Here is an 18,369-nt window from a genome sequence, read left to right as displayed (position 1 = left end):
GAAGTGATGCAGCGATTTTCCCATCCGTATTACGACCGGACATCGACAGGTGCCCGGTTTTTGTCGTGCCTGCGAAAAGGAGTCCTGACCCATGGCTGAGCCTCTTTCCTTGCCGCCTGTTCCAGAGCCGCCGCAAGGTGAGCGTCTGAAGGATAAGGTGGTACTCCTGACCGGGGCCGCCCAAGGGATCGGCGAGGCGATCGTCGCTACCTTCGCTTCGCAGCAGGCCAGGCTGGTGATCAGCGATATCCAGGCCGAGAAGGTTGAACAGGTTGCGGCGCACTGGCGGGGCAAGGGTTTTGATGTCCAGGCTGTCAAAGTAGACGTGTCGCGGCAGGACGACCTGCACCAGATGGCGCGACTGGCGATCGAGTTGCATGGCCGGATCGATGTACTAGTCAACTGTGCCGGGGTCAACGTGTTCCGCGATCCACTGGAAATGACCGAGGAAGATTGGCGTCGCTGCTTTGCCATCGACCTGGACGGTGCCTGGTACGGCTGCAAGGCGGTACTGCCGCAGATGATCGAACAAGGTATTGGCATCATCATCAATATCGCCTCGACCCATTCCACCCACATTATCCCGGGCTGCTTCCCATATCCGGTGGCCAAACATGGCCTGCTCGGGCTGACCCGCGCCCTGGGCATCGAATACGCGCCGAAGGGCATCCGCGTCAATGCGATCGCCCCCGGCTACATTGAAACCCAGTTGAACGTCGATTACTGGAACGGCTTCGCCGACCCGCACGCCGAGCGTCAGCGCGCGTTCGACCTGCATCCACCGCGACGCATCGGCCAGCCGATGGAAGTGGCGATGACTGCCGTATTCCTGGCCAGTGACGAAGCTCCGTTCATCAATGCGTCGTGCATCACCATCGATGGTGGTCGCTCGGTCATGTACCACGACTAACTCATGCACATCCCAGGCGCTTGGGTCTGTCTAAAAGTCAATCATAATATGATATGACTATTTTATCGCTTTACCGGCTTTCACAGTAACGCTCAAAAACAATAACAAGGAGTCAGCTTATGAATCGTCGTCAAAGGATTCGCTCCCTATGCAGTGCTGCCCTGGCGGTCGCTGCGGTCAGTCTCAGCAGCACCTTGCTTGCGGCCGAAGAGGTCAAAATCGGATTCCTGGTCAAGCAAGCGGAAGAGCCCTGGTTCCAGACCGAATGGGCCTTCGCTGAAAAAGCCGGCAAGGAGAAAGGTTTCACCGTCATCAAGATTGCCGTGCCGGACGGCGAGAAAACCCTGTCGGCCATCGACAGCCTGGCCGCCAACGGTGCCAAGGGCTTCGTGATCTGCCCGCCGGACGTGGCCCTGGGCCCGGCCATCATAGCCAAGGCCAAGCTCAACGGCCTGAAGGTCATCGCTGTCGATGACCGCTTCGTCGATGCCAGCGGCAAGTTCATGGAAGACGTTCCTTACCTGGGCATGGCGGCGTTCGAAGTCGGCCAGAAACAAGGGGGCGCCATGGCCACCGAAGCGAAAAAACGCGGCTGGGACTGGAAAGACACCTACGCCGTCATCAACACCTACAACGAACTCGACACGGGTAAAAAGCGCACCGATGGCTCGGTCAAGGCGCTGCAAGATGCCGGCTTGCCCAAGGATCACATCGTGTTCTCGGCGCTCAAAACCCTTGATGTGCCGGGCAGCATGGACGCCACCAACTCGGCGTTGGTGAAGCTGCCGGGCGAGGCGAAGAACCTGATCATCGGCGGCATGAACGACAACACGGTGCTGGGCGGTGTACGCGCCACCGAAAGTGCCGGTTTTGCGGCAGCCAATGTGATCGGCATCGGCATCAATGGCACCGACGCCATTGGAGAGCTGAAAAAACCCAACAGCGGCTTCTTCGGCTCGATGCTGCCCAGCCCGCACATCGAAGGCTACAACACTGCCAGCATGATGTATGAGTGGATCACCACCGGCAAAGAGCCGCCAAAATACACGGCGATGGACGATGTAACGCTGATCACCCGCGAGAACTTCAAGCAGGAACTGGAAAAGATCGGCCTCTGGAACTGACGACCGGCTGACTCCACTGGCGGCTCCGGTATGGGGCTGCCTGATCTGTTTGATGAGGTGTTTATGCACGCGCAAACACACGTACAACAACTCACCCCCGGCGGTAGCCTGCGTTTCAACGGGATCGGCAAGACCTTCCCAGGCGTGAAGGCTCTGGATGGGATCAGCTTCACCGCGCATCCAGGGCAGGTCCACGCCTTGATGGGCGAGAACGGCGCCGGCAAATCCACGTTGCTGAAGATCCTCGGTGGCGCCTACACCCCAAGCAGTGGTGACCTGCAAATCGGTGACCAGACCAGAGTCTTCAAGTCTACGGCTGACAGTATCGGCGGCGGGGTCGCGGTGATTCATCAGGAGCTGCACCTGGTGCCGGAAATGACCGTGGCGGAAAACCTGTTCCTGGGTCATCTACCCGGCAGTTTCGGCCTGATCAATCGTGCTCTGTTGCGGCAACAAGCGCTGGCCTGCCTCAAGGGCCTGGCCGATGAAATCGACCCCCAGGAAAAAGTCGGGCGCCTGTCCCTTGGTCAACGGCAGCTGGTGGAGATTGCCAAGGCGTTGTCCCGCGGCGCGCATGTGATCGCCTTTGACGAGCCCACCAGCAGCCTGTCGGCGCGGGAGATCGACCGCTTGATGGCGATCATCGGGCGTCTGCGCGACGAAGGCAAAGTGGTGCTGTATGTCTCGCATCGCATGGAAGAGGTGTTCCGTCTCTGCAATGCGGTCACGGTGTTCAAGGACGGGCGCTACGTGCGTACCTTCGAGGACATGAGCCACTTGAGCCACGATCAGTTGGTGACCTGCATGGTCGGCCGAGACATCCAGGACATCTACGACTATCGCCCCCGGCAGCGTGGCGCCGTAGCGCTCAAGGTTGACTGCTTACAGGGTCCCGGGTTGCGCGAACCAGTGAGTTTCGAGGTGCATAAAGGCGAGGTCCTGGGGTTGTTCGGCCTGGTGGGTGCCGGTCGCACAGAGCTGCTGCGCCTGCTCAGCGGGCTTGAACGCAATACCGCAGGGCGTCTGCTCTTGCGTGGTCATGAGCTGAAACTGAGGTCGCCACGCGATGCCATTTCAGCGGGGATTCTGTTGTGTCCAGAGGATCGCAAGAAAGAGGGCATCATGCCGCTCTCCAGCGTGGCGGAAAATATCAACATCAGCGCTCGCGGCGCGCATTCGACCTTTGGTTGCCTGCTGCGCGGCGTTTGGGAAAAGGGCAACGCCGACAAACAGATCAAGGCGCTGAAAGTGAAGACGCCGGATGCGGCGCAAAAAATCATGTACCTGTCCGGTGGCAATCAGCAGAAGGCGATTCTCGGTCGCTGGCTGTCCATGCCGATGAAAGTGCTGCTGCTCGATGAGCCCACCCGCGGCATCGACATCGGCGCCAAAGCCGAGATCTACCAGATCATCCATAACCTGGCCACCAGCGGTATTGCGGTGATCGTGGTGTCCAGCGACCTGATGGAAGTGATGGGCATCTCCGATCGCATTCTGGTGTTGTGCGAAGGCGCACTGCGCGGGGAACTGGACCGCGACCAGGCCAATGAATCCAACCTGCTGCAACTGGCTTTGCCGCGCCAACGCGCTGACGGCGTGGCGAACTGAGAGGTGACTATGATGACGAGCCAAAACGATGCTTTGCCGACCCAGCGTAAACCTCTGGACCTGCGGCGCTTTCTGGATGACTGGGTGATGTTGCTGGCGGCTGTCGGCATCTTCGTGCTCTGCACCCTGCTGATCGACAATTTCCTATCGCCCCTGAACATGCGTGGCCTTGGCCTGGCGATTTCGACCACGGGGATTGCCGCCTGCACCATGTTGTACTGCCTGGCGTCGGGGCATTTCGATTTGTCGGTGGGCTCGGTGATCGCCTGTGCCGGCGTAGTGGCTGCTGTGGTCATGCGCGATACTGACAGCGTGTTCCTGGGCGTCAGTGTGGCGCTGGTAATGGGCCTGATCGTCGGGTTGATCAACGGGATCGTGATCGCCAAGCTGCGGGTCAATGCGTTGATCACCACCTTGGCGACTATGCAGATCGTTCGGGGCCTGGCCTATATTTTCGCCAATGGCAAAGCGGTCGGCGTGTCCCAGGAGTCGTTCTTCGTGTTTGGCAATGGGCAGTTGTTCGGCGTGCCGGTGCCGATCCTGATCACCATCGTGTGCTTTCTGTTCTTTGGCTGGTTGCTCAATTACACCACCTACGGGCGCAACACCATGGCCATCGGTGGCAACCAGGAAGCGGCGTTGCTGGCGGGGGTGAATGTCGATCGGACCAAGATCATCATCTTTGCCGTGCATGGCGTGATTGGCGCGCTGGCCGGGGTGATTCTGGCTTCGCGGATGACATCCGGCCAACCGATGATAGGGCAGGGCTTCGAGCTGACGGTGATTTCGGCATGCGTGTTGGGCGGGGTGTCGCTTAGTGGCGGGGTCGGCATGATCCGGCATGTGATTGCCGGAGTTTTGATTTTGGCGATTATCGAGAATGCGATGAACCTGAAGAATATCGATACGTTTTATCAGTATGTGATTCGCGGTTCGATTTTGTTGCTGGCGGTGGTGATTGACCGCCTCAAACAACGCTGAAACGCCGATACTGTGAGAGCGGGCTTGCTCGCGAATGCGGTCTGTCAGTGGAGTTGCCACTGAATGACACAACGCCTTCGCGAGCAAGCCCGCTCCCACAGGAAACCTGGTCGCTCCTTTCGTCACCTCCCTGAAATATTCCTTGATCGCCCGAAGTTGTTTCGGGTATCTATTTGTACATGATTAGACAGGTACGATTCGACAAGAAAAAACGGGTGGTCGACGAGCTTATCCGGCGCATCGAAAGCGGCCTTATGGAGGACGGTTTCCTGTTGCCTGGCGAGCATCAGCTGGCTCAGGAGTTCAAGGTGAGTCGGGGCACGTTACGTGAAGCCCTGGCTGAATTGAAACGGCGCCACTACATCGCCACGCAAACGGGAGTCGGTTCCATTGTCACGTTCGATGGGGTAGTGCTCGACCAGCGCAGCGGTTGGGCCCAGGCCCTGGCCGACAGCGGGGCGCTGGTCAATACCGAAGTGCTGCGCCTGGAGGCAGTGGATCGGCCTGATCTGCTGTCGCGCTTTGGCACTGAAAAATTCATCACACTGGACCGCCGCCGTCGCGCCAACGATGGCACCCTGGTTTCCCTTGAGCGCTCCTTGATGCCAGCCAACGGAGGCCTGGAAAGCCTGCCGCGGGTTGGCCTGATCGACAACTCCCTGACCATCACCCTGGCTGCCTACGGTTATATCGGAGAGCGCGGCGATCAATGGATCGGTGCCGAGCCGCTGAATGCTGAGGATGCACAATTACTCGGACGCCCGGTCGGCACGGTCTTCCTCAAGGCCTTGCGCACCACCTACGACCGGCAAAACCGCTTCATGGAACAGGTCGAAAGCCTGCTTGATCCCGTGCATTTTCGACTGCATCTGCCATTTGGAACCCCACAATGACCCTGCTTAACCATGCCTTAGGTGCGTTCTACGGACTGGCCCTGGGCGATGCGTTGGGCATGCCGACGCAATCACTCAGCCGTGCTGAAATCAAGGCGCGTTTTGGCCAGATCAACGATTTGCAAGACGCCGGTCCCGATCAGCCGATCGCGGCTAATATGCCCGCCGGTTCGATCACCGATGACACCGAACAGGCGATTCTGGTCGGTCAGTTGCTGATCGAGGGGCAGGGCTGGATCGACCCCTCTATGCTCGCCCAGCGCCTGATCAAATGGGAAGCTGAGATGCAAGCCAAGGGCTCGCAGGATCTGCTGGGACCCTCGACCAAGCGTGCGATCGAAATGATCCTTGCCGGTCATTCACCTGCAGAAGCCGGGCGCTATGGCACCACCAACGGTGCGGCTATGCGCATCACGCCGGTGGGAATTGCGGCCGACATCGCCAACCCCGAGCGTTTCATTCGGTCCGTGGTGCAGGCCTGCCAGGTCACCCACAACACCACCCTGGGCATTTCCAGCGCGGCAGCGGTTGCGGCGGTGGTCTCCGCCGGCATCAACGGAATGGACCTGGGCGAGGCGCTCAACCTGGGTCAATACATTGCCCAGCAAGCCGAGAGCCATGGCCATTGGGTCGCCGGCGGCCGTATGGCTTCACGCATCGGCTGGGCGCGGACTATCAGTGTCGACAGTGACAAAGCGTTGCTCGCCGACCTGTTGTACGACGTGATCGGCACCTCGGTGGCTTCCCAGGAATCGGTGGTGGTGTCGTTTGCCCTGGCGCAGCAGGTGGCTATTGGCGAAATGAATGCTTTCGAGGCGCTGTGCATGGCCGCGAGCCTGGGTGGCGATACCGATACCATCGCGGCGATTCTGGGCGCGATGCTGGGGGCTTGCCTGGGACTGGAGGTTTGGCCCGTGGTGATGATCGACAAGGTCAAAGCCGTTAACGGGCTGGCGCTGGAATCGTTGGTTCAGGGGCTTTTGGCTTTGCGCTGAAGGCGCCGCGGGGGACACCAGAGCCCTGTATGAGCTGCCGAAGGCTGCGACTTTTGATCTTGATTTGCAATGGATTCAATGTCGCCAAAGATCAAATACCAGAATCAAAGGATCGCAGCCTTTGGCCACTCCTACGAGGAGGCGCGTCGTACGTTCATTTGCCTACAACCCCAAAAATGGCAACAGGAGCATTTGCATGAGTTCATCACACACCGGACAAAGTGCCGGACAACTGGAGACCCGTGGCATCGAACCGGTGCCGGAAGTGGAGTGCAATGGTCATCCTCTGCAGCTGTTCTGGGTTTGGTTCGCCGCCAACATTTCCATCCTTGGCCTGCCACTGGGGGCCACGCTGGTGGCATTTCGCGGCTTGGCGATCTGGCAGGCGATCATCGTGGCGATCCTCGGGGCTGCCGGTTCCTTCGCGGTGGTAGGTATCATCTCCATCGCCGGTCGCCGGGGGCGAGCGCCGAGCCTGACTTTGTCCCGAGCGATCTTCGGCGTACGCGGTAACATTGGCCCGACGCTGGTCTCGTTGATGTCACGCCTGGGTTGGGAGACGGTCAATACCACCACCGCAGCGTTCGTATTGCTGTCGCTGTGCTCGATCCTTTTCGGCTCGCCGGTGGAAGCCAAGAGCGCCCCGGTGCTGACGCTGATCTTCATCGCGATTTTCGTGCTGCTGACCTTATCGGTCTCTGGCCTCGGTCACGCTACGTTGCTGGTCATCCAGAAGTGGGCGACCTACGTATTCGGCGCGCTGAACATTCTGGTGGGTGGTTTCCTATGCGCCACCATCGACTGGAGCACCGTGTTCAACGCGACGCCGGCGCCGCTGAGTGCAATGATCATCGGGGTCGGCACCATGGCGGCGGGTACCGGGATCGGCTGGGCGAATGCTGGCGCCGACATGTCGCGCTACCAGCATCGCAGCGTCAAGGCTGTGCGCCTGGTTGCCTCGGCGGCGTTTGGGGCGGGTATTCCGCTGGTGTTGCTGATTACCCTCGGCGGGCTGCTGTCGGTGGGCAACGATGACCTGGCCTCGGCCACCGACCCGATCGTCGCGATTCGCGACATGCTGCCCACCTGGATGGCGGTGCCTTACTTGATCACCGCATTCGGCGGACTGCTGCTGTCGAACAACCTGTCGGTGTACTCCGCGGGCCTGACTACATTGACCCTCGGCCTCAAGGTCAAGCGGGTCTATGCGGTGGTCGTCGACATCGTCGCGATCTTCGCCGGTTCGATCTACTTCATGTTGATTGCCGACAGCTTCTACGGTCCCTTTATCACCTTTATTTCGCTGCTGGCAGTGCCGATCACGGCCTGGGTAGGGATTTTCGTGGTGGATCTGATTCACCGTCACTACTACAGCCCGACGGACTTGCTGGACATCAGCCCGAGCAGTGCCTACTGGTATCGCGGCGGCATTGAGTGGCGCGCTTTCGGTGCCTGGGCACTGGCAATCGTTTTGGGTTACAGCTTCACCACCATTGGTGCCACCGAGCAAACTCTGTGGTTCCGTGGTTTCCTGTCCGATTCCTGGCTGGGGCATAACGGTCTCGGCTGGATCGTCACCTTTCTGGTGGCGGGTGGGGGTTATTGGCTACTGGGCGGTGCCAGTGATCGTCGCCCGGGACTCATCGAGAACGCTCATGCCTAGATTGCTGCACACCGGCCAGGTCATCATCGACCTGATCATGGCCGTGGAAAAACTGCCTCAATCAGGTGGCGATGTCTTGGCGCAGTCAGCCAGTTTCGAGGTCGGGGGGGGATTCAATGTCATGGCCGCCGCCCAACGCAATGGCTTGCCCGTGTTGTACCTGGGGCGGCACGGCACTGGGCGTTTCGGCGACCTGGCCCGGGAGGCGATGGCGGCTGAGGGCATTCACATCGGCATTGCCCACCGCGCCGGGCAGGATACCGGTTTGTGCGTGGCCGTTACCGAGGCATCGGCGGAACGCACCTTCATTTCCCATATCGGAGCCGAAGGCGAACTGACAGCTGAAGACCTGGGCGGCGTGAAGGTCGAGGCAGGTGATTATGTCTACGTCAGTGGCTACAGCCTGCTGCACGTCGGCAAGGCCCAAGCCTTGGTAGATTGGGTGCTGGCACTGCCAGGCGAGATCAAAGTGGTGTTCGATCCAGGCCCCCTGGTGGAATCGCCGGACGCGCCGTTGATCAAGGCGCTGTTGCCGCGCATAGACCTGTGGACAAGCAACGGCGTTGAGGCGCTGCGTTTTACCGGCGCGGTGGAGATTACCCAGGCGTTGGTTTTATTGGCTGGTCACTTGCGGGAAAAAGTACTGCTGGTGGTGCGCGATGGGCCGCAAGGTTGCTGGGTCAGTCAGGCTGGCTCGTGTCAGCATGTGCCCGGTTTCAGGGTAGAGGCGGTGGACAGCAATGGCGCCGGAGATGCCCATACTGGCGTGTTTATCGCCGGTCTGGCTCACGGATTACCGGTGCTCGAGGCTGCTCGGCGAGCCAATGCAGCGGCGGCTTTGGCGGTGACTCGCTGGGGGCCGGCGACTTCGCCTGGTTCGATTGAAGTCGATGAGTTGATCAGCAAGATTTTCGGCGCCTGAGCTGACGTCATCGCGAGCAGGGATGTGCTCGACACGGGGCCAATGTGGACTGAGCCTGCTCGCGATAGGCCGTCAGTAACAACGCAAGGCCAGCAACGCCAGCCTCGCGCAATCGCCTCTACACGTCCAGCTTGCGCGCTGCCTCAACCCCGGCAGCACTCAGCTTGATTGGCAAATTCAGCGTGTGCTCACCGGCCTCATTACATGTCACATGCCCATGCTGGATCAGACCGCGATCCTGCAAGGTGGCGAGGGTGCTGGCCACGACTTTCTCCCCGCGATAATTATCCAGGACCTCCTTGCCCAAACCACTTGGGTGGGCGTGCAACAGGCGGGTCAGGACTTCTTTCTCAAGTTTTTCATCGACGTTCATGCTTACCTCTTTATGGCAGTACAAGGGCGCTCGCGTGGGCGAACTATCGGTTGGCACCACCTTCGGAGCCCGAGCCACCCGTGGTGGTTTTCGAGCCGGTGCCGGTTTCTGCGTTGTCCGGGGTCTGGCTGTCCGGCGCGTTCATCCCGCCCTGACGGCCCATATCGCTGCCTTGGGTCCGTGGGTCGGTACCGGTGGACGGCGGTAAACTGCTGTCGACACCCGTACCATTGGTGTTAATGCCTGGAGCGCTCTGGATGGCGGGGGCTTTGGGCGCTTCGACAGGATTGGTCGGACCGGTGCCGGTGGCGACGGTCGCCGCGAAAGCGCTAGCGGACAGCAAGGTGGCGAGGGACAGGGCAGTCAATCTGGACAGGATCATTTTGTCGTCTCCATTTATTTAAAGTCCTTACCGAATATTGGTCCGCCCCTGATTTGAATTGGTGCCTGAAGGTCGACGAACGGTTCAGGCGCTTTGCGTCGCCCTAGTGGCAAAGATTCGCCGCCAGAGCAGGCGGCCTGCGGTGATCAGCCAGTTCAGCAGACTGATCAGCAGAACTGTGTGCAAAAGTGTCGTCATTCCATATTCGACGATGATCTTGCCGGCCACGAACGGAAAGCCAAACACGCCGATGAAGTACGCCAGGCTAAATAACAGCAGCGCCTGCGAGAGAGTGCCAGCGGGTGCTTCGTTGGCCGCCAGGCCATTGATCACCGAATATGTCAGGCCGTAGCCGATGCCCAGCATCACTGCAGCCATCAGGTAACTGACGCTGTCGTTCACCCCGTAGCCGAACATCAGGATCGAGCCCAGGGTCAGCCCGGACAGCAGGCAGGACGCGCGAAGCGGGTCGCGCTTGACCACCCACCCGGCAATCAACATTCGCCCGGCGATCGCAGCACTCATGAAACCCAGGAAAAACAGCGAATAGTCGACTGAGCGAGCGGCAGCGTAGCTGGTTTGAAAGCTCGACAAACCGCCAAATATGCTGCCGCCAAGGCCGACCATGATGATCGGGAACACCGCTTTGGATGACAGCACCCGAGCCGTCGCCCGCCAGGATATGCGCGCGCCTGCAATTGACGCAGAAGGCACTTGCCGCAGGTGCACATCGAGCCGCCAGAACAACACCACGCCGATCAGGCTGGCCAGTGCGGACAGGCAAAACGCCGCCGTCACGGGATACCCCAGCGCACTGGCCAGGCGCCCCAGCAGGGGACCGCTGCCAATCCCTGTGAGCATGCTGCCCGACAGCAAGGCGAAATAGCGTGCTCGTTGCGCGGGTGTCACCAGGCTTGCCACAATGATCGGCCCCAAGGTGTAGAAAACGCCCCAGCCCAAGCCCAGCAGCAAACCGAACAACAGCAGCAGGTCGCCAAACCCTGGTGCCATGGCAAATCCCAGACTCGCAGCAGCCAGCAAAATGCCGAACAGGGCGATCGAGCGGGCGGCACCGAGCGCATCCGACAAGTGCCCGGATACGATCACTGCCGCAAAGGTGCTGAGCATCGCTGCGGAGATCACGCTGCCGGCATCGTGCTCATTGCCCCCTCGCGAACTGATCAACAGCGACAGCAGGAAGGTCGAACCGTAGGACAACGACAGCAGATAGCTGGCGAAGCAGAACAAACCGAACAGGCGGTTCGAAACGGCGGGTATTGCGGTGGGCATGAGGCGGGTCCTTGTCCTGATAAAAATGCACAGGCTGTCTATCTAACACGGGTGACGCCGGCGTTAGGTGCGAGGTTCGCGATTTCAGGGTTAGTGCTGGCCGGAGTGATTGCGCAACGGCAGCGATGCGGAAAAACCGATTTCCCATGTGACGAGCGTCGCGTGGCGTCTTAGTATGTTTTTTTCAATTTTGACGAAGGCCCGTCCATGACGATCGACATCCGCCCGGCGACCCCCAGCGATGCGCCGCAAATCCTCGCGTTCATCACTGAGCTGGCCGACTACGAACGGGCCCGGCACGAAGTCATCGCCAGCGTTGCCGACATCGAGCGCAGCCTGTTCAGCGAAGGCGCCACCGCCCACGGCCTGATCTGCCTGCGCGATGGCCTGCCGATCGGCTTCGCGGTGTTCTTCTTCAGCTACTCCACCTGGCTGGGCAGCAATTGCCTGTACCTCGAAGACCTGTACATCACCCCCGAACAGCGCGGCGGCGGGGCGGGCAAGACCCTGCTGCGGCACCTGGCGAAGATTGCCTGCGCCAATGATTGCGGGCGCTTCGAGTGGAGCGTGCTGGACTGGAACAAGCCGGCGATCGAGTTCTATCAATCCCTGGGTGCGCAGCCGCAGGAAGAGTGGGTGCGCTATCGGATGGATGGGGCGGTGTTGCGGGATTTCGCCGCAGGTAATTGACTACCCCTTCAAAGATCGCAGCCTTTGGCAGCTCCTACAGTTTCGCAATCCCTGTAAGAGCTGCCGAAGGCTGCGATTTTTTTATTTTTTTTCAATATATGGGATTGATATTTATATATTGAGATTTATCCTCTCCCAGGTTTATAGTCCAGCTCACTCACTGCCCAACAAACAGAACAGGTGAAGCGATGCTGGCGCAATTGATCGCGCTCGATTGGGGGACAACCTCATTACGTGCTTACAAACTCGCCGAAGGCGGCCAGGTGCTGGAACAGCGGTCGCTGTCTACAGGCATCATGCAGCTGCCCCGCACACCCCGAGTGATCGCCGGCCAGTCGTGCGCTGACGGCTTTGAACTGGCCTTCGATGAAGCCTGCGGCGACTGGCTCGATGCACAGCCAGGCTTGCCGGTCATTGCCTGTGGCATGGTCGGCAGCGCCCAGGGCTGGTGCGAAGCGGCCTACCGGGAGACCCCGGCCAACGTCGCCGATCTCGGGAACTCCCTGCAGGCTGTGCGCAGCATTCGCGGAGTCGACGTGCACATCGTGCCCGGTGTCATCCAGCGCTCGCGCCTGCCCAATGTGATGCGCGGCGAAGAAACCCAGGTGCTCGGCGTTCTGCACCATCTTGCAGGCAACAGTGGCGGTGATCTGCTGATCGGCTTGCCTGGCAGTCATTCGAAATGGGTGGAAGTGGCCGAAGGCTGCATCGTGCATTTCGATACCTTCATGACCGGTGAAATTTTCGCGGTGCTCAGCGAGCACAGCATTCTCGGCCGTACCCAGCAACTCGGCGGATCCTTTGACGGCGATGCGTTCGACCGTGGTGTACAAGTGGCGCTGTCGTCCGATGGCGAGATCGGCCCGCTGTCCACGCTGTTCAGTGCCCGCAGCCTCGGCCTGACCGGCGAACTGAGTGCCAGCGCCCAGCCGGACTACCTGTCCGGGCTGTTGATCGGCCACGAAGTTTGCGCATTGGCACATGCCCAGCGTCATCGACGCAACAGCGTGCATCTGCCCTCAATCATCCTCATTGGCAATTCCCAACTCTGCAGTCGCTACTGCAGGGCCCTGGACGCCTGTGGATTTGCCCGTGTGTCCCTGGCCGAGCAGGCCACCGAGCGCGGGTTGTGGCAACTGGCGCTTGCCGCCGGCCTCATCCCGCCAACCCTTTCCCGTTAACCCCCCACTGGAGGTCTGACATGCTCAAGCAAGCCCTGGCGCAAAACGGTCTGATCGCGATCCTGCGTGGACTGCGTCCGCAAGAAGCGGCCGCCATTGGCGAAGTCCTGTATGCCGCCGGATTTCGCGTCATCGAAGTGCCGCTCAATTCCCCCGAGCCGTACGACAGCATTCGCATCCTGCGCAGCATCTTGCCGGCCGATTGCCTGATCGGCGCAGGCACAGTACTCACGCCGGAGCAGGTCGAGCAGGTGAAAGCCGCGGGCGGCCAGGTGATTGTCATGCCCCACAGCGATCCCAAGGTGCTGCGTGCCGCCAAAGCGGCCGGCCTGTTCCTGTCGCCCGGTGTTGCCACTCCCACCGAAGCATTCGCCGCGCTGGCCGAAGGCGCAGACGTACTCAAGATGTTCCCCGCCGAGCAAATGGGCCCCGCCGTGGTGAAAGCCTGGCTCGCGGTGCTGCCGCCAGGGACTGTTCTGGCCCCGGTTGGCGGGATCACGCCCGACAACATGCAGGTGTTTATCGACGCCGGCGTCAAAGGTTTCGGCCTGGGTTCCGGGCTGTTCAAGCCGGGCATGACGCCAGAGCAGGTGGCGAACAACGCCAAGGCCTACGTGGCTGCCTGGAAAGCCCTTCGCTAAGACTTCTTGGCGCTGCTAGCGCTGCATCCAATAAGAGAGAGATACAGATGAAAATCACCAAACTCACCACCTTCATCGTGCCGCCACGCTGGTGCTTCCTCAAGGTCGAAACCGACGAGGGCGTGACCGGTTGGGGCGAACCCGTGGTCGAAGGCCGCGCCCACACCGTCGCCGCAGCCGTCGAAGAATTGTCCGACTACCTGATCGGCAAAGACCCACGCAACATCGAGGACATCTGGACTGTGCTCTATCGCGGCGGCTTCTACCGTGGCGGTGCCATCCACATGAGCGCACTGGCGGGTATCGACCAGGCGCTGTGGGACATCAAGGGCAAGGCGTTGGGCGTTTCTGTCAGCGATCTGCTGGGTGGTCAGGTTCGGGACAAGATTCGAGTGTATTCCTGGATCGGTGGTGACCGCCCGGCGGACACCGCCCGTGCGGCGAAAGAAGCGGTGGGACGTGGTTTCACTGCGGTAAAAATGAACGGCACCGAAGAATTGCAGTTCCTCGACTCCTTCGAGAAAGTCGACCTGGCATTGGCCAACGTTGCTGCCGTGCGTGACGCGGTGGGGCCTAACGTCGGCATCGGCGTGGACTTCCATGGCCGGGTGCACAAGCCCATGGCCAAGGTGTTGATGAAGGAGCTGGATCCGTACAAGTTGATGTTCATCGAAGAACCGGTGCTCAGCGAAAACTACGAAGCGCTCAAAGAGCTGGCGCCGCTGACCAGCACCCCGATTGCCCTCGGCGAGCGGCTGTTTTCGCGCTGGGATTTCAAACGCGTGCTCAGCGAAGGTTATGTCGACATCATCCAGCCGGATGCGTCCCATGCCGGCGGTATCACCGAGACCCGCAAGATCGCCAACATGGCTGAAGCCTACGATGTCGCCCTGGCGCTGCATTGCCCGCTGGGCCCGATCGCACTGGCCGCCTGCCTGCAGCTGGATGCGGTTTGCTACAACGCGTTCATCCAGGAGCAGAGCCTGGGCATCCACTACAACGAGAGCAACGACCTGCTGGATTACGTCAAGGATCCGCGGGTGTTCGACTATGACAAAGGCTTCGTGAAAATCCCCAACGGCCCGGGCCTGGGGATCGAGATCAACGAGGAGTACGTGATCGAGCGCGCAGCCGTCGGCCATCGCTGGCGCAACCCGATCTGGCGCCACGCCGATGGCAGTTTTGCCGAGTGGTGAGTGCTCTCTGATCCACCGCAAATTCCTGTGGGAGCCAGCCTGCTGGCGATTTGGTCGGCACCCCCGGTATTTTTGGTGACTGACTCATCGCTATCGCCAGCAGGCTGGCTCTCAAAGTTTGATCTCCATGGACAGGGAGATTTGCGGCAAACCCCGATTTCACATCGACCTCAATAAACATAAAAAGAGGCATCCCCCATGCAACCGCAAACCCTCACCGGGCAGGCGTCGTTGGTGGCACCCAGCCGCAAGCGTTTTTTCATCATGGTGCTGCTGTTCATCACCGTGGTGATCAACTACCTGGACCGCAGTAACCTGTCGATCGCCGCCCCGGCGCTGACCAGTGAATTGGGGATCGACCCCATTCATGTCGGGCTGATCTTCTCCGCGTTCGGCTGGACCTACGCTGCCATGCAGATTCCCGGCGGCTGGCTGGTGGATCGCGTGCCGCCGCGCATTCTCTACAGCGTTGCCCTGTTGTTGTGGTCGATCGCCACGGTGATGCTCGGCTTCGCCGCCAGCTTTATCGCGCTGTTCGTATTGCGCATGGCCGTGGGTGCGCTGGAGGCGCCGGCCTATCCGATTAACAGCCGCGTGGTCACCACCTGGTTTCCTGAGCGCGAGCGTGCCACGGCCATCGGCTTCTACACCTCCGGACAGTTCGTTGGCCTGGCCTTCCTGACACCGGTACTGGCGTGGTTGCAGCACCAGTATGGCTGGCACATGGTGTTCGTCAGCACGGGGGTGGTCGGCATTCTGTGGGCGGTGATCTGGTACGCGGTGTATCGCGAACCACGGGACTTCAAGGGTGCCAACGCCGCTGAGATCGAGCTGATCCGCGAAGGTGGCGGGCTGGTGGATATCCAGGCCGAGCAGGCCAAGGTCAAGGCGAAATTCAGCTGGACTGACCTGGGCATCGTTCTGACCAAACGCAAATTGTGGGGCATCTACCTCGGTCAGTTCTGCCTCAACTCTACCCTGTGGTTTTTCCTGACGTGGTTCCCGACCTACCTGGTGAAATATCGCGGCATGGACTTCATCAAGTCAGGCCTGTTGGCGTCGCTGCCGTTTCTTGCCGCGTTCGTCGGCGTGTTGTGTTCAGGGTTCTTCTCGGACTTGCTGATCCGGCGCGGCTACACAGTCGGGTTTGCGCGCAAGTTGCCGATCATTGGCGGCCTGCTGATTTCCACCTCGATCATTGGCGCCAACTTCGTCGAGTCGACGCCGCTGGTCATCGCCTTCCTCGCGCTGGCATTTTTCGGTAACGGGCTGGCGTCGATCACCTGGTCCCTGGTCTCGACCCTGGCCCCGGCGCGGTTGCTCGGCTTGACCGGTGGCGTGTTCAATTTCATCGGCAATCTGTCGGCGATTACCACGCCGATCGTCATTGGTTTCCTGGCTACCGGAGATTCCTTTGCTCCGGCGATCACCTATATCTCGGTGCTGGCGCTGATCGGCGCACTTTCCTACGTGCTGCTGGTGGGCAAGGTCGAGCGTATCAAGTTGTAGTGAGCGCCATCGGGCGACCATAATGCCGCCCGTTCACTCGCTCAACGGTAAAGGCTGGATATGCAGGAAGACTCCGCAAAAATCGCCAAGGACGCCGCACCTACCGGCACCCAAACATTGCTTCGTGGCCTGGGCGTGGTCCAGGCGGTGGCCAGTGGTGCGCGCGATCTCAAGGAAATTGCCCGGATGATCGGGACGACGCGCAGCACCACTCATCGCCTGGCCAGTTGCCTGGTGGACGAACGTTATCTGCGGGTGGTGCCGCAAGTCGGTTATCTATTGGGGCCCAAGCTGATCGAGCTGGGTTTCCAGGCGCGTGAAGAGTTACCACTGGTGACCCTCGCCGGGCCATATCTGGACGAGTTGTCAGCGTTGACCGGCGACACCATTCACCTGGCGATTCGCGAAGGCGACGAGGTGCTGTATCTGCACAAGAATCCCGGGCGCAATGGTCCGGAAATGCGTTCGCGGGTGGGCCACCGCATGCCGTTGGCGCGCACCGGTATCGGCAAAGCGCTGATGCTCGATGACACCCAGGAAGAATGGCTGCGGCTGTACGAAGTCAGCTTGCCGGTGGGTGGGAAAAACCTGTTCTGGCCGCAGCACCCGGAGCAATCCTGGGAGCAGTTTCAGCAGCGCATGATTGAATACGTAACAGGCGGTTATGCCTTTGATTTGGAAGACAACGAGCCATCGATCCGCTGTGTCGCGGCGCCCATTCGTGATGCCAGCAAGCGCATCGTTGCCGGCATCAGCATTGCCAGTACCGTGCCCTACATGCCGCTGGAAAAAATGGCCGAGTTGATTCCCCTGATCAAAGGGGTCACAGCCCGGCTGTCGGCAGAGCTGGGCGCCAAGGTCTGATCAGACCTTCAGGGTGGCCATGTCGATCACGAAGCGGTACTTCACATCACCTGCGATCATACGGGCGTAAGCCTCGTTGATCTGGCGGATGTCGAGCATTTCGATGTCGCAGGTAATGTCGTGTTCGGCGCAGAAATCCAGCACTTCCTGGGTCTCGGCAATGCCGCCAATCAGCGAGCCGGCAAGCACCCGACGACTCATGACCAGCTTGCCGGCGTGGACTGGAGGGTCCACCGGTTCGATCAGGCCCACCAGAATGTGCACGCCGTCGAAACGCAGGGTGTCGAGGTAGGGATTGAGGTCGTGCTGCACCGGAATGGTGTCCAGCAGAAAGTCGAAATGCCCTGCGGCAGCCTTCATCTGTTCGGCATCCGTGGACACGATCACGTGGTCGGCACCTTGGCGACGACCTTCTTCGGCCTTGCTCGCCGAGCGGGTGAACAACGTCACCTCGGCGCCCATGGCCTTGGCGAACTTGATACCCATGTGGCCGAGGCCGCCCATGCCCAGAATCCCGACTTGGTCGCCGGCCTTGACCCCATAGTGCTTGAGCGGCGAATAGGTGGTGATGCCGGCGCAGAGGATCGGCGCGGCGCTGGCAAGGTCGAGCTTTTGTGGAATGCGTACCACGAAGTGCTCGCTGACCACGATGCTGTCGCAATAGCCGCCCATGGTGTTGCTGCCATCGATCCGGTCCGGGGTGGCGTAGGTCATGGTCGGACCTTCGAGGCAATACTGTTCCAGATTTGCCTGGCAGGCTTCGCAGCTGCGGCAGGAATCGACCATACAGCCGACGCCGACCAAATCTCCGACTTTATGCCGGGTGACGTTGGCACCAATGGCGGTCACTTTTCCTACGATCTCGTGGCCTGGCATCAGCGGGTAAACCGCAATTCCCCATTCGTTGCGGGCCTGGTGGATGTCGGAATGGCAGACGCCGCAGTAGAGAATGTCGATTGCCACGTCATCAACGCGCGGGCTGCGGCGTTCGAACTTCATAGGGGCGAGGGGAGTGGTGGCCGACTGGGCGGCATATCCGATAGCGGTGTACATGAGGAACCTCGCAAAAGCAGTGACAAGTGAGGCGACGCATTTTGGTCGCCGAGCCTGTCACCGGCCATGGCGATTCCTCCGGGTATCATGCCTA

General features: G+C 60.3%; 18 protein-coding genes. 14 read left to right on the top strand and 4 right to left on the bottom strand.

Features of this window, described 5'->3' with window-relative positions:
- Nucleotides 1–91 precede the first annotated feature (91 nt).
- From L9059_RS23165 to L9059_RS23130, 8 genes are all read left to right on the top strand, one after another.
- Nucleotides 92–910 (top strand): SDR family oxidoreductase, encoded by an 819-nt coding sequence (locus tag L9059_RS23165; RefSeq protein ID WP_247293225.1) that lies wholly within the window; start codon nucleotides 92–94, stop codon nucleotides 908–910.
- A gap of 119 nt (nucleotides 911–1,029) precedes the next feature.
- Nucleotides 1,030–2,034, top strand: coding sequence for a substrate-binding domain-containing protein (locus L9059_RS23160; RefSeq protein WP_247293224.1), 1,005 nt, complete (start codon nucleotides 1,030–1,032; stop codon nucleotides 2,032–2,034).
- Nucleotides 2,035–2,097: 63 nt separating this feature from the next.
- Entirely contained in the window at nucleotides 2,098–3,642 is a 1,545-nt protein-coding gene (gene araG / locus L9059_RS23155; RefSeq protein WP_247293223.1) for an L-arabinose ABC transporter ATP-binding protein AraG, read from the top strand.
- A 12-nt stretch (nucleotides 3,643–3,654) separates the two neighbouring features.
- Entirely contained in the window at nucleotides 3,655–4,623 is a 969-nt protein-coding gene (gene araH, locus L9059_RS23150) for an L-arabinose ABC transporter permease AraH (RefSeq protein WP_247293222.1), read from the top strand.
- Between the two features lie 179 nt (nucleotides 4,624–4,802).
- Nucleotides 4,803–5,516 (top strand): GntR family transcriptional regulator, encoded by a 714-nt coding sequence (locus L9059_RS23145; RefSeq protein ID WP_247293221.1) that lies wholly within the window; start codon nucleotides 4,803–4,805, stop codon nucleotides 5,514–5,516.
- On the top strand, nucleotides 5,513–6,511 hold the full coding sequence (locus tag L9059_RS23140) for an ADP-ribosylglycohydrolase family protein (RefSeq protein ID WP_247293220.1): 999 nt from the start codon (nucleotides 5,513–5,515) through the stop codon (nucleotides 6,509–6,511). Before L9059_RS23145 ends, L9059_RS23140 begins: the two co-directional genes overlap by 4 nt.
- Nucleotides 6,512–6,707: 196 nt before the next feature.
- Nucleotides 6,708–8,174, top strand: coding sequence for a purine-cytosine permease family protein (locus L9059_RS23135; protein WP_247293219.1), 1,467 nt, complete (start codon nucleotides 6,708–6,710; stop codon nucleotides 8,172–8,174).
- Entirely contained in the window at nucleotides 8,167–9,096 is a 930-nt protein-coding gene (locus L9059_RS23130; RefSeq protein ID WP_247293218.1) for a PfkB family carbohydrate kinase, read from the top strand. The genes L9059_RS23135 and L9059_RS23130 overlap by 8 nt, the downstream gene beginning before the upstream one ends.
- Before the next feature lie 118 nt (nucleotides 9,097–9,214).
- Here the strand turns inward: L9059_RS23130 and L9059_RS23125 are convergent, their stop codons facing one another.
- The 3 genes from L9059_RS23125 to L9059_RS23115 all read right to left on the bottom strand — a co-directional run bounded on the left by L9059_RS23125 (nucleotide 9,215) and on the right by L9059_RS23115 (nucleotide 11,141).
- Nucleotides 9,215–9,469 carry a hypothetical protein gene (locus L9059_RS23125; protein ID WP_247293217.1) on the bottom strand — a complete coding sequence of 85 codons (255 nt, stop codon included), beginning with the start codon at nucleotides 9,467–9,469 and terminating at the stop codon, nucleotides 9,215–9,217.
- Between the two features lie 43 nt (nucleotides 9,470–9,512).
- The gene (locus tag L9059_RS23120; RefSeq protein ID WP_247293216.1) at nucleotides 9,513–9,851 is read right to left on the bottom strand and encodes a hypothetical protein; all 339 of its coding nucleotides are present in this window, start codon (nucleotides 9,849–9,851) and stop codon (nucleotides 9,513–9,515) included.
- 84 nt (nucleotides 9,852–9,935) lie between these two features.
- Nucleotides 9,936–11,141 (bottom strand): MFS transporter, encoded by a 1,206-nt coding sequence (locus tag L9059_RS23115; protein ID WP_247293215.1) that lies wholly within the window; start codon nucleotides 11,139–11,141, stop codon nucleotides 9,936–9,938.
- A gap of 207 nt (nucleotides 11,142–11,348) precedes the next feature.
- Between L9059_RS23115 and L9059_RS23110 the strand changes: the two genes are divergently transcribed.
- The 6 genes from L9059_RS23110 to L9059_RS23085 all read left to right on the top strand — a co-directional run bounded on the left by L9059_RS23110 (nucleotide 11,349) and on the right by L9059_RS23085 (nucleotide 17,222).
- A complete protein-coding gene (locus L9059_RS23110) occupies nucleotides 11,349–11,831 on the top strand; it encodes a GNAT family N-acetyltransferase (protein WP_045061705.1) in 483 nt (160 codons plus the stop codon).
- 188 nt (nucleotides 11,832–12,019) lie between these two features.
- The gene (locus tag L9059_RS23105; protein ID WP_247293214.1) at nucleotides 12,020–13,012 is read left to right on the top strand and encodes a 2-dehydro-3-deoxygalactonokinase; all 993 of its coding nucleotides are present in this window, start codon (nucleotides 12,020–12,022) and stop codon (nucleotides 13,010–13,012) included.
- 20 nt (nucleotides 13,013–13,032) lie between these two features.
- Nucleotides 13,033–13,653 (top strand): 2-dehydro-3-deoxy-6-phosphogalactonate aldolase, encoded by a 621-nt coding sequence (locus L9059_RS23100; protein ID WP_205892125.1) that lies wholly within the window; start codon nucleotides 13,033–13,035, stop codon nucleotides 13,651–13,653.
- Nucleotides 13,654–13,700: 47 nt separating this feature from the next.
- Complete coding sequence (gene dgoD / locus L9059_RS23095; protein WP_045061702.1) at nucleotides 13,701–14,849, top strand: galactonate dehydratase; 1,149 nt, start codon at nucleotides 13,701–13,703, stop codon at nucleotides 14,847–14,849.
- Nucleotides 14,850–15,047: 198 nt separating this feature from the next.
- Nucleotides 15,048–16,358, top strand: coding sequence for an MFS transporter (locus L9059_RS23090; RefSeq protein WP_247293213.1), 1,311 nt, complete (start codon nucleotides 15,048–15,050; stop codon nucleotides 16,356–16,358).
- Between the two features lie 60 nt (nucleotides 16,359–16,418).
- Nucleotides 16,419–17,222, top strand: a complete 804-nt coding sequence (locus L9059_RS23085; RefSeq protein WP_247293212.1) for an IclR family transcriptional regulator — start codon at nucleotides 16,419–16,421, stop codon at nucleotides 17,220–17,222.
- On the opposite strand, the gene L9059_RS23080 is transcribed toward L9059_RS23085, so the two are convergent.
- Nucleotides 17,223–18,275, bottom strand: coding sequence for an NAD(P)-dependent alcohol dehydrogenase (locus L9059_RS23080; RefSeq protein WP_247293211.1), 1,053 nt, complete (start codon nucleotides 18,273–18,275; stop codon nucleotides 17,223–17,225).
- Nucleotides 18,276–18,369: the final 94 nt, after the last annotated feature.

This window comes from Pseudomonas violetae (assembly GCF_023072615.1).
GTDB lineage: Bacteria > Pseudomonadota > Gammaproteobacteria > Pseudomonadales > Pseudomonadaceae > Aquipseudomonas > Aquipseudomonas violetae.
The sequence above is the reverse complement of the archived record's forward strand: the minus strand, read 5'-3'. Positions and strand labels throughout refer to the sequence as shown.

Excerpts from the sequence above, each read along its gene's own strand:
- L9059_RS23090 (WP_247293213.1), top strand. The coding sequence starts at position 15,048 with ATGCAACCGCAAACCCTCACCGGGCAGGCGTCGTTGGTGGCACCCAGC.
- dgoD (WP_045061702.1), top strand. The coding sequence starts at position 13,701 with ATGAAAATCACCAAACTCACCACCTTCATCGTGCCGCCACGCTGGTGC.
- L9059_RS23135 (WP_247293219.1), top strand. The coding sequence starts at position 6,708 with ATGAGTTCATCACACACCGGACAAAGTGCCGGACAACTGGAGACCCGT.
- L9059_RS23160 (WP_247293224.1), top strand. The coding sequence starts at position 1,030 with ATGAATCGTCGTCAAAGGATTCGCTCCCTATGCAGTGCTGCCCTGGCG.
- L9059_RS23145 (WP_247293221.1), top strand. The coding sequence starts at position 4,803 with ATGATTAGACAGGTACGATTCGACAAGAAAAAACGGGTGGTCGACGAG.
- L9059_RS23125 (WP_247293217.1), bottom strand. The coding sequence starts at position 9,469 with ATGAACGTCGATGAAAAACTTGAGAAAGAAGTCCTGACCCGCCTGTTG.
- araH (WP_247293222.1), top strand. The coding sequence starts at position 3,655 with ATGACGAGCCAAAACGATGCTTTGCCGACCCAGCGTAAACCTCTGGAC.
- L9059_RS23080 (WP_247293211.1), bottom strand. The coding sequence starts at position 18,275 with ATGTACACCGCTATCGGATATGCCGCCCAGTCGGCCACCACTCCCCTC.
- L9059_RS23110 (WP_045061705.1), top strand. The coding sequence starts at position 11,349 with ATGACGATCGACATCCGCCCGGCGACCCCCAGCGATGCGCCGCAAATC.
- L9059_RS23120 (WP_247293216.1), bottom strand. The coding sequence starts at position 9,851 with ATGATCCTGTCCAGATTGACTGCCCTGTCCCTCGCCACCTTGCTGTCC.
- L9059_RS23130 (WP_247293218.1), top strand. The coding sequence starts at position 8,167 with ATGCCTAGATTGCTGCACACCGGCCAGGTCATCATCGACCTGATCATG.
- araG (WP_247293223.1), top strand. The coding sequence starts at position 2,098 with ATGCACGCGCAAACACACGTACAACAACTCACCCCCGGCGGTAGCCTG.
- L9059_RS23100 (WP_205892125.1), top strand. The coding sequence starts at position 13,033 with ATGCTCAAGCAAGCCCTGGCGCAAAACGGTCTGATCGCGATCCTGCGT.
- L9059_RS23140 (WP_247293220.1), top strand. The coding sequence starts at position 5,513 with ATGACCCTGCTTAACCATGCCTTAGGTGCGTTCTACGGACTGGCCCTG.
- L9059_RS23105 (WP_247293214.1), top strand. The coding sequence starts at position 12,020 with ATGCTGGCGCAATTGATCGCGCTCGATTGGGGGACAACCTCATTACGT.
- L9059_RS23165 (WP_247293225.1), top strand. The coding sequence starts at position 92 with ATGGCTGAGCCTCTTTCCTTGCCGCCTGTTCCAGAGCCGCCGCAAGGT.
- L9059_RS23085 (WP_247293212.1), top strand. The coding sequence starts at position 16,419 with ATGCAGGAAGACTCCGCAAAAATCGCCAAGGACGCCGCACCTACCGGC.
- L9059_RS23115 (WP_247293215.1), bottom strand. The coding sequence starts at position 11,141 with ATGCCCACCGCAATACCCGCCGTTTCGAACCGCCTGTTCGGTTTGTTC.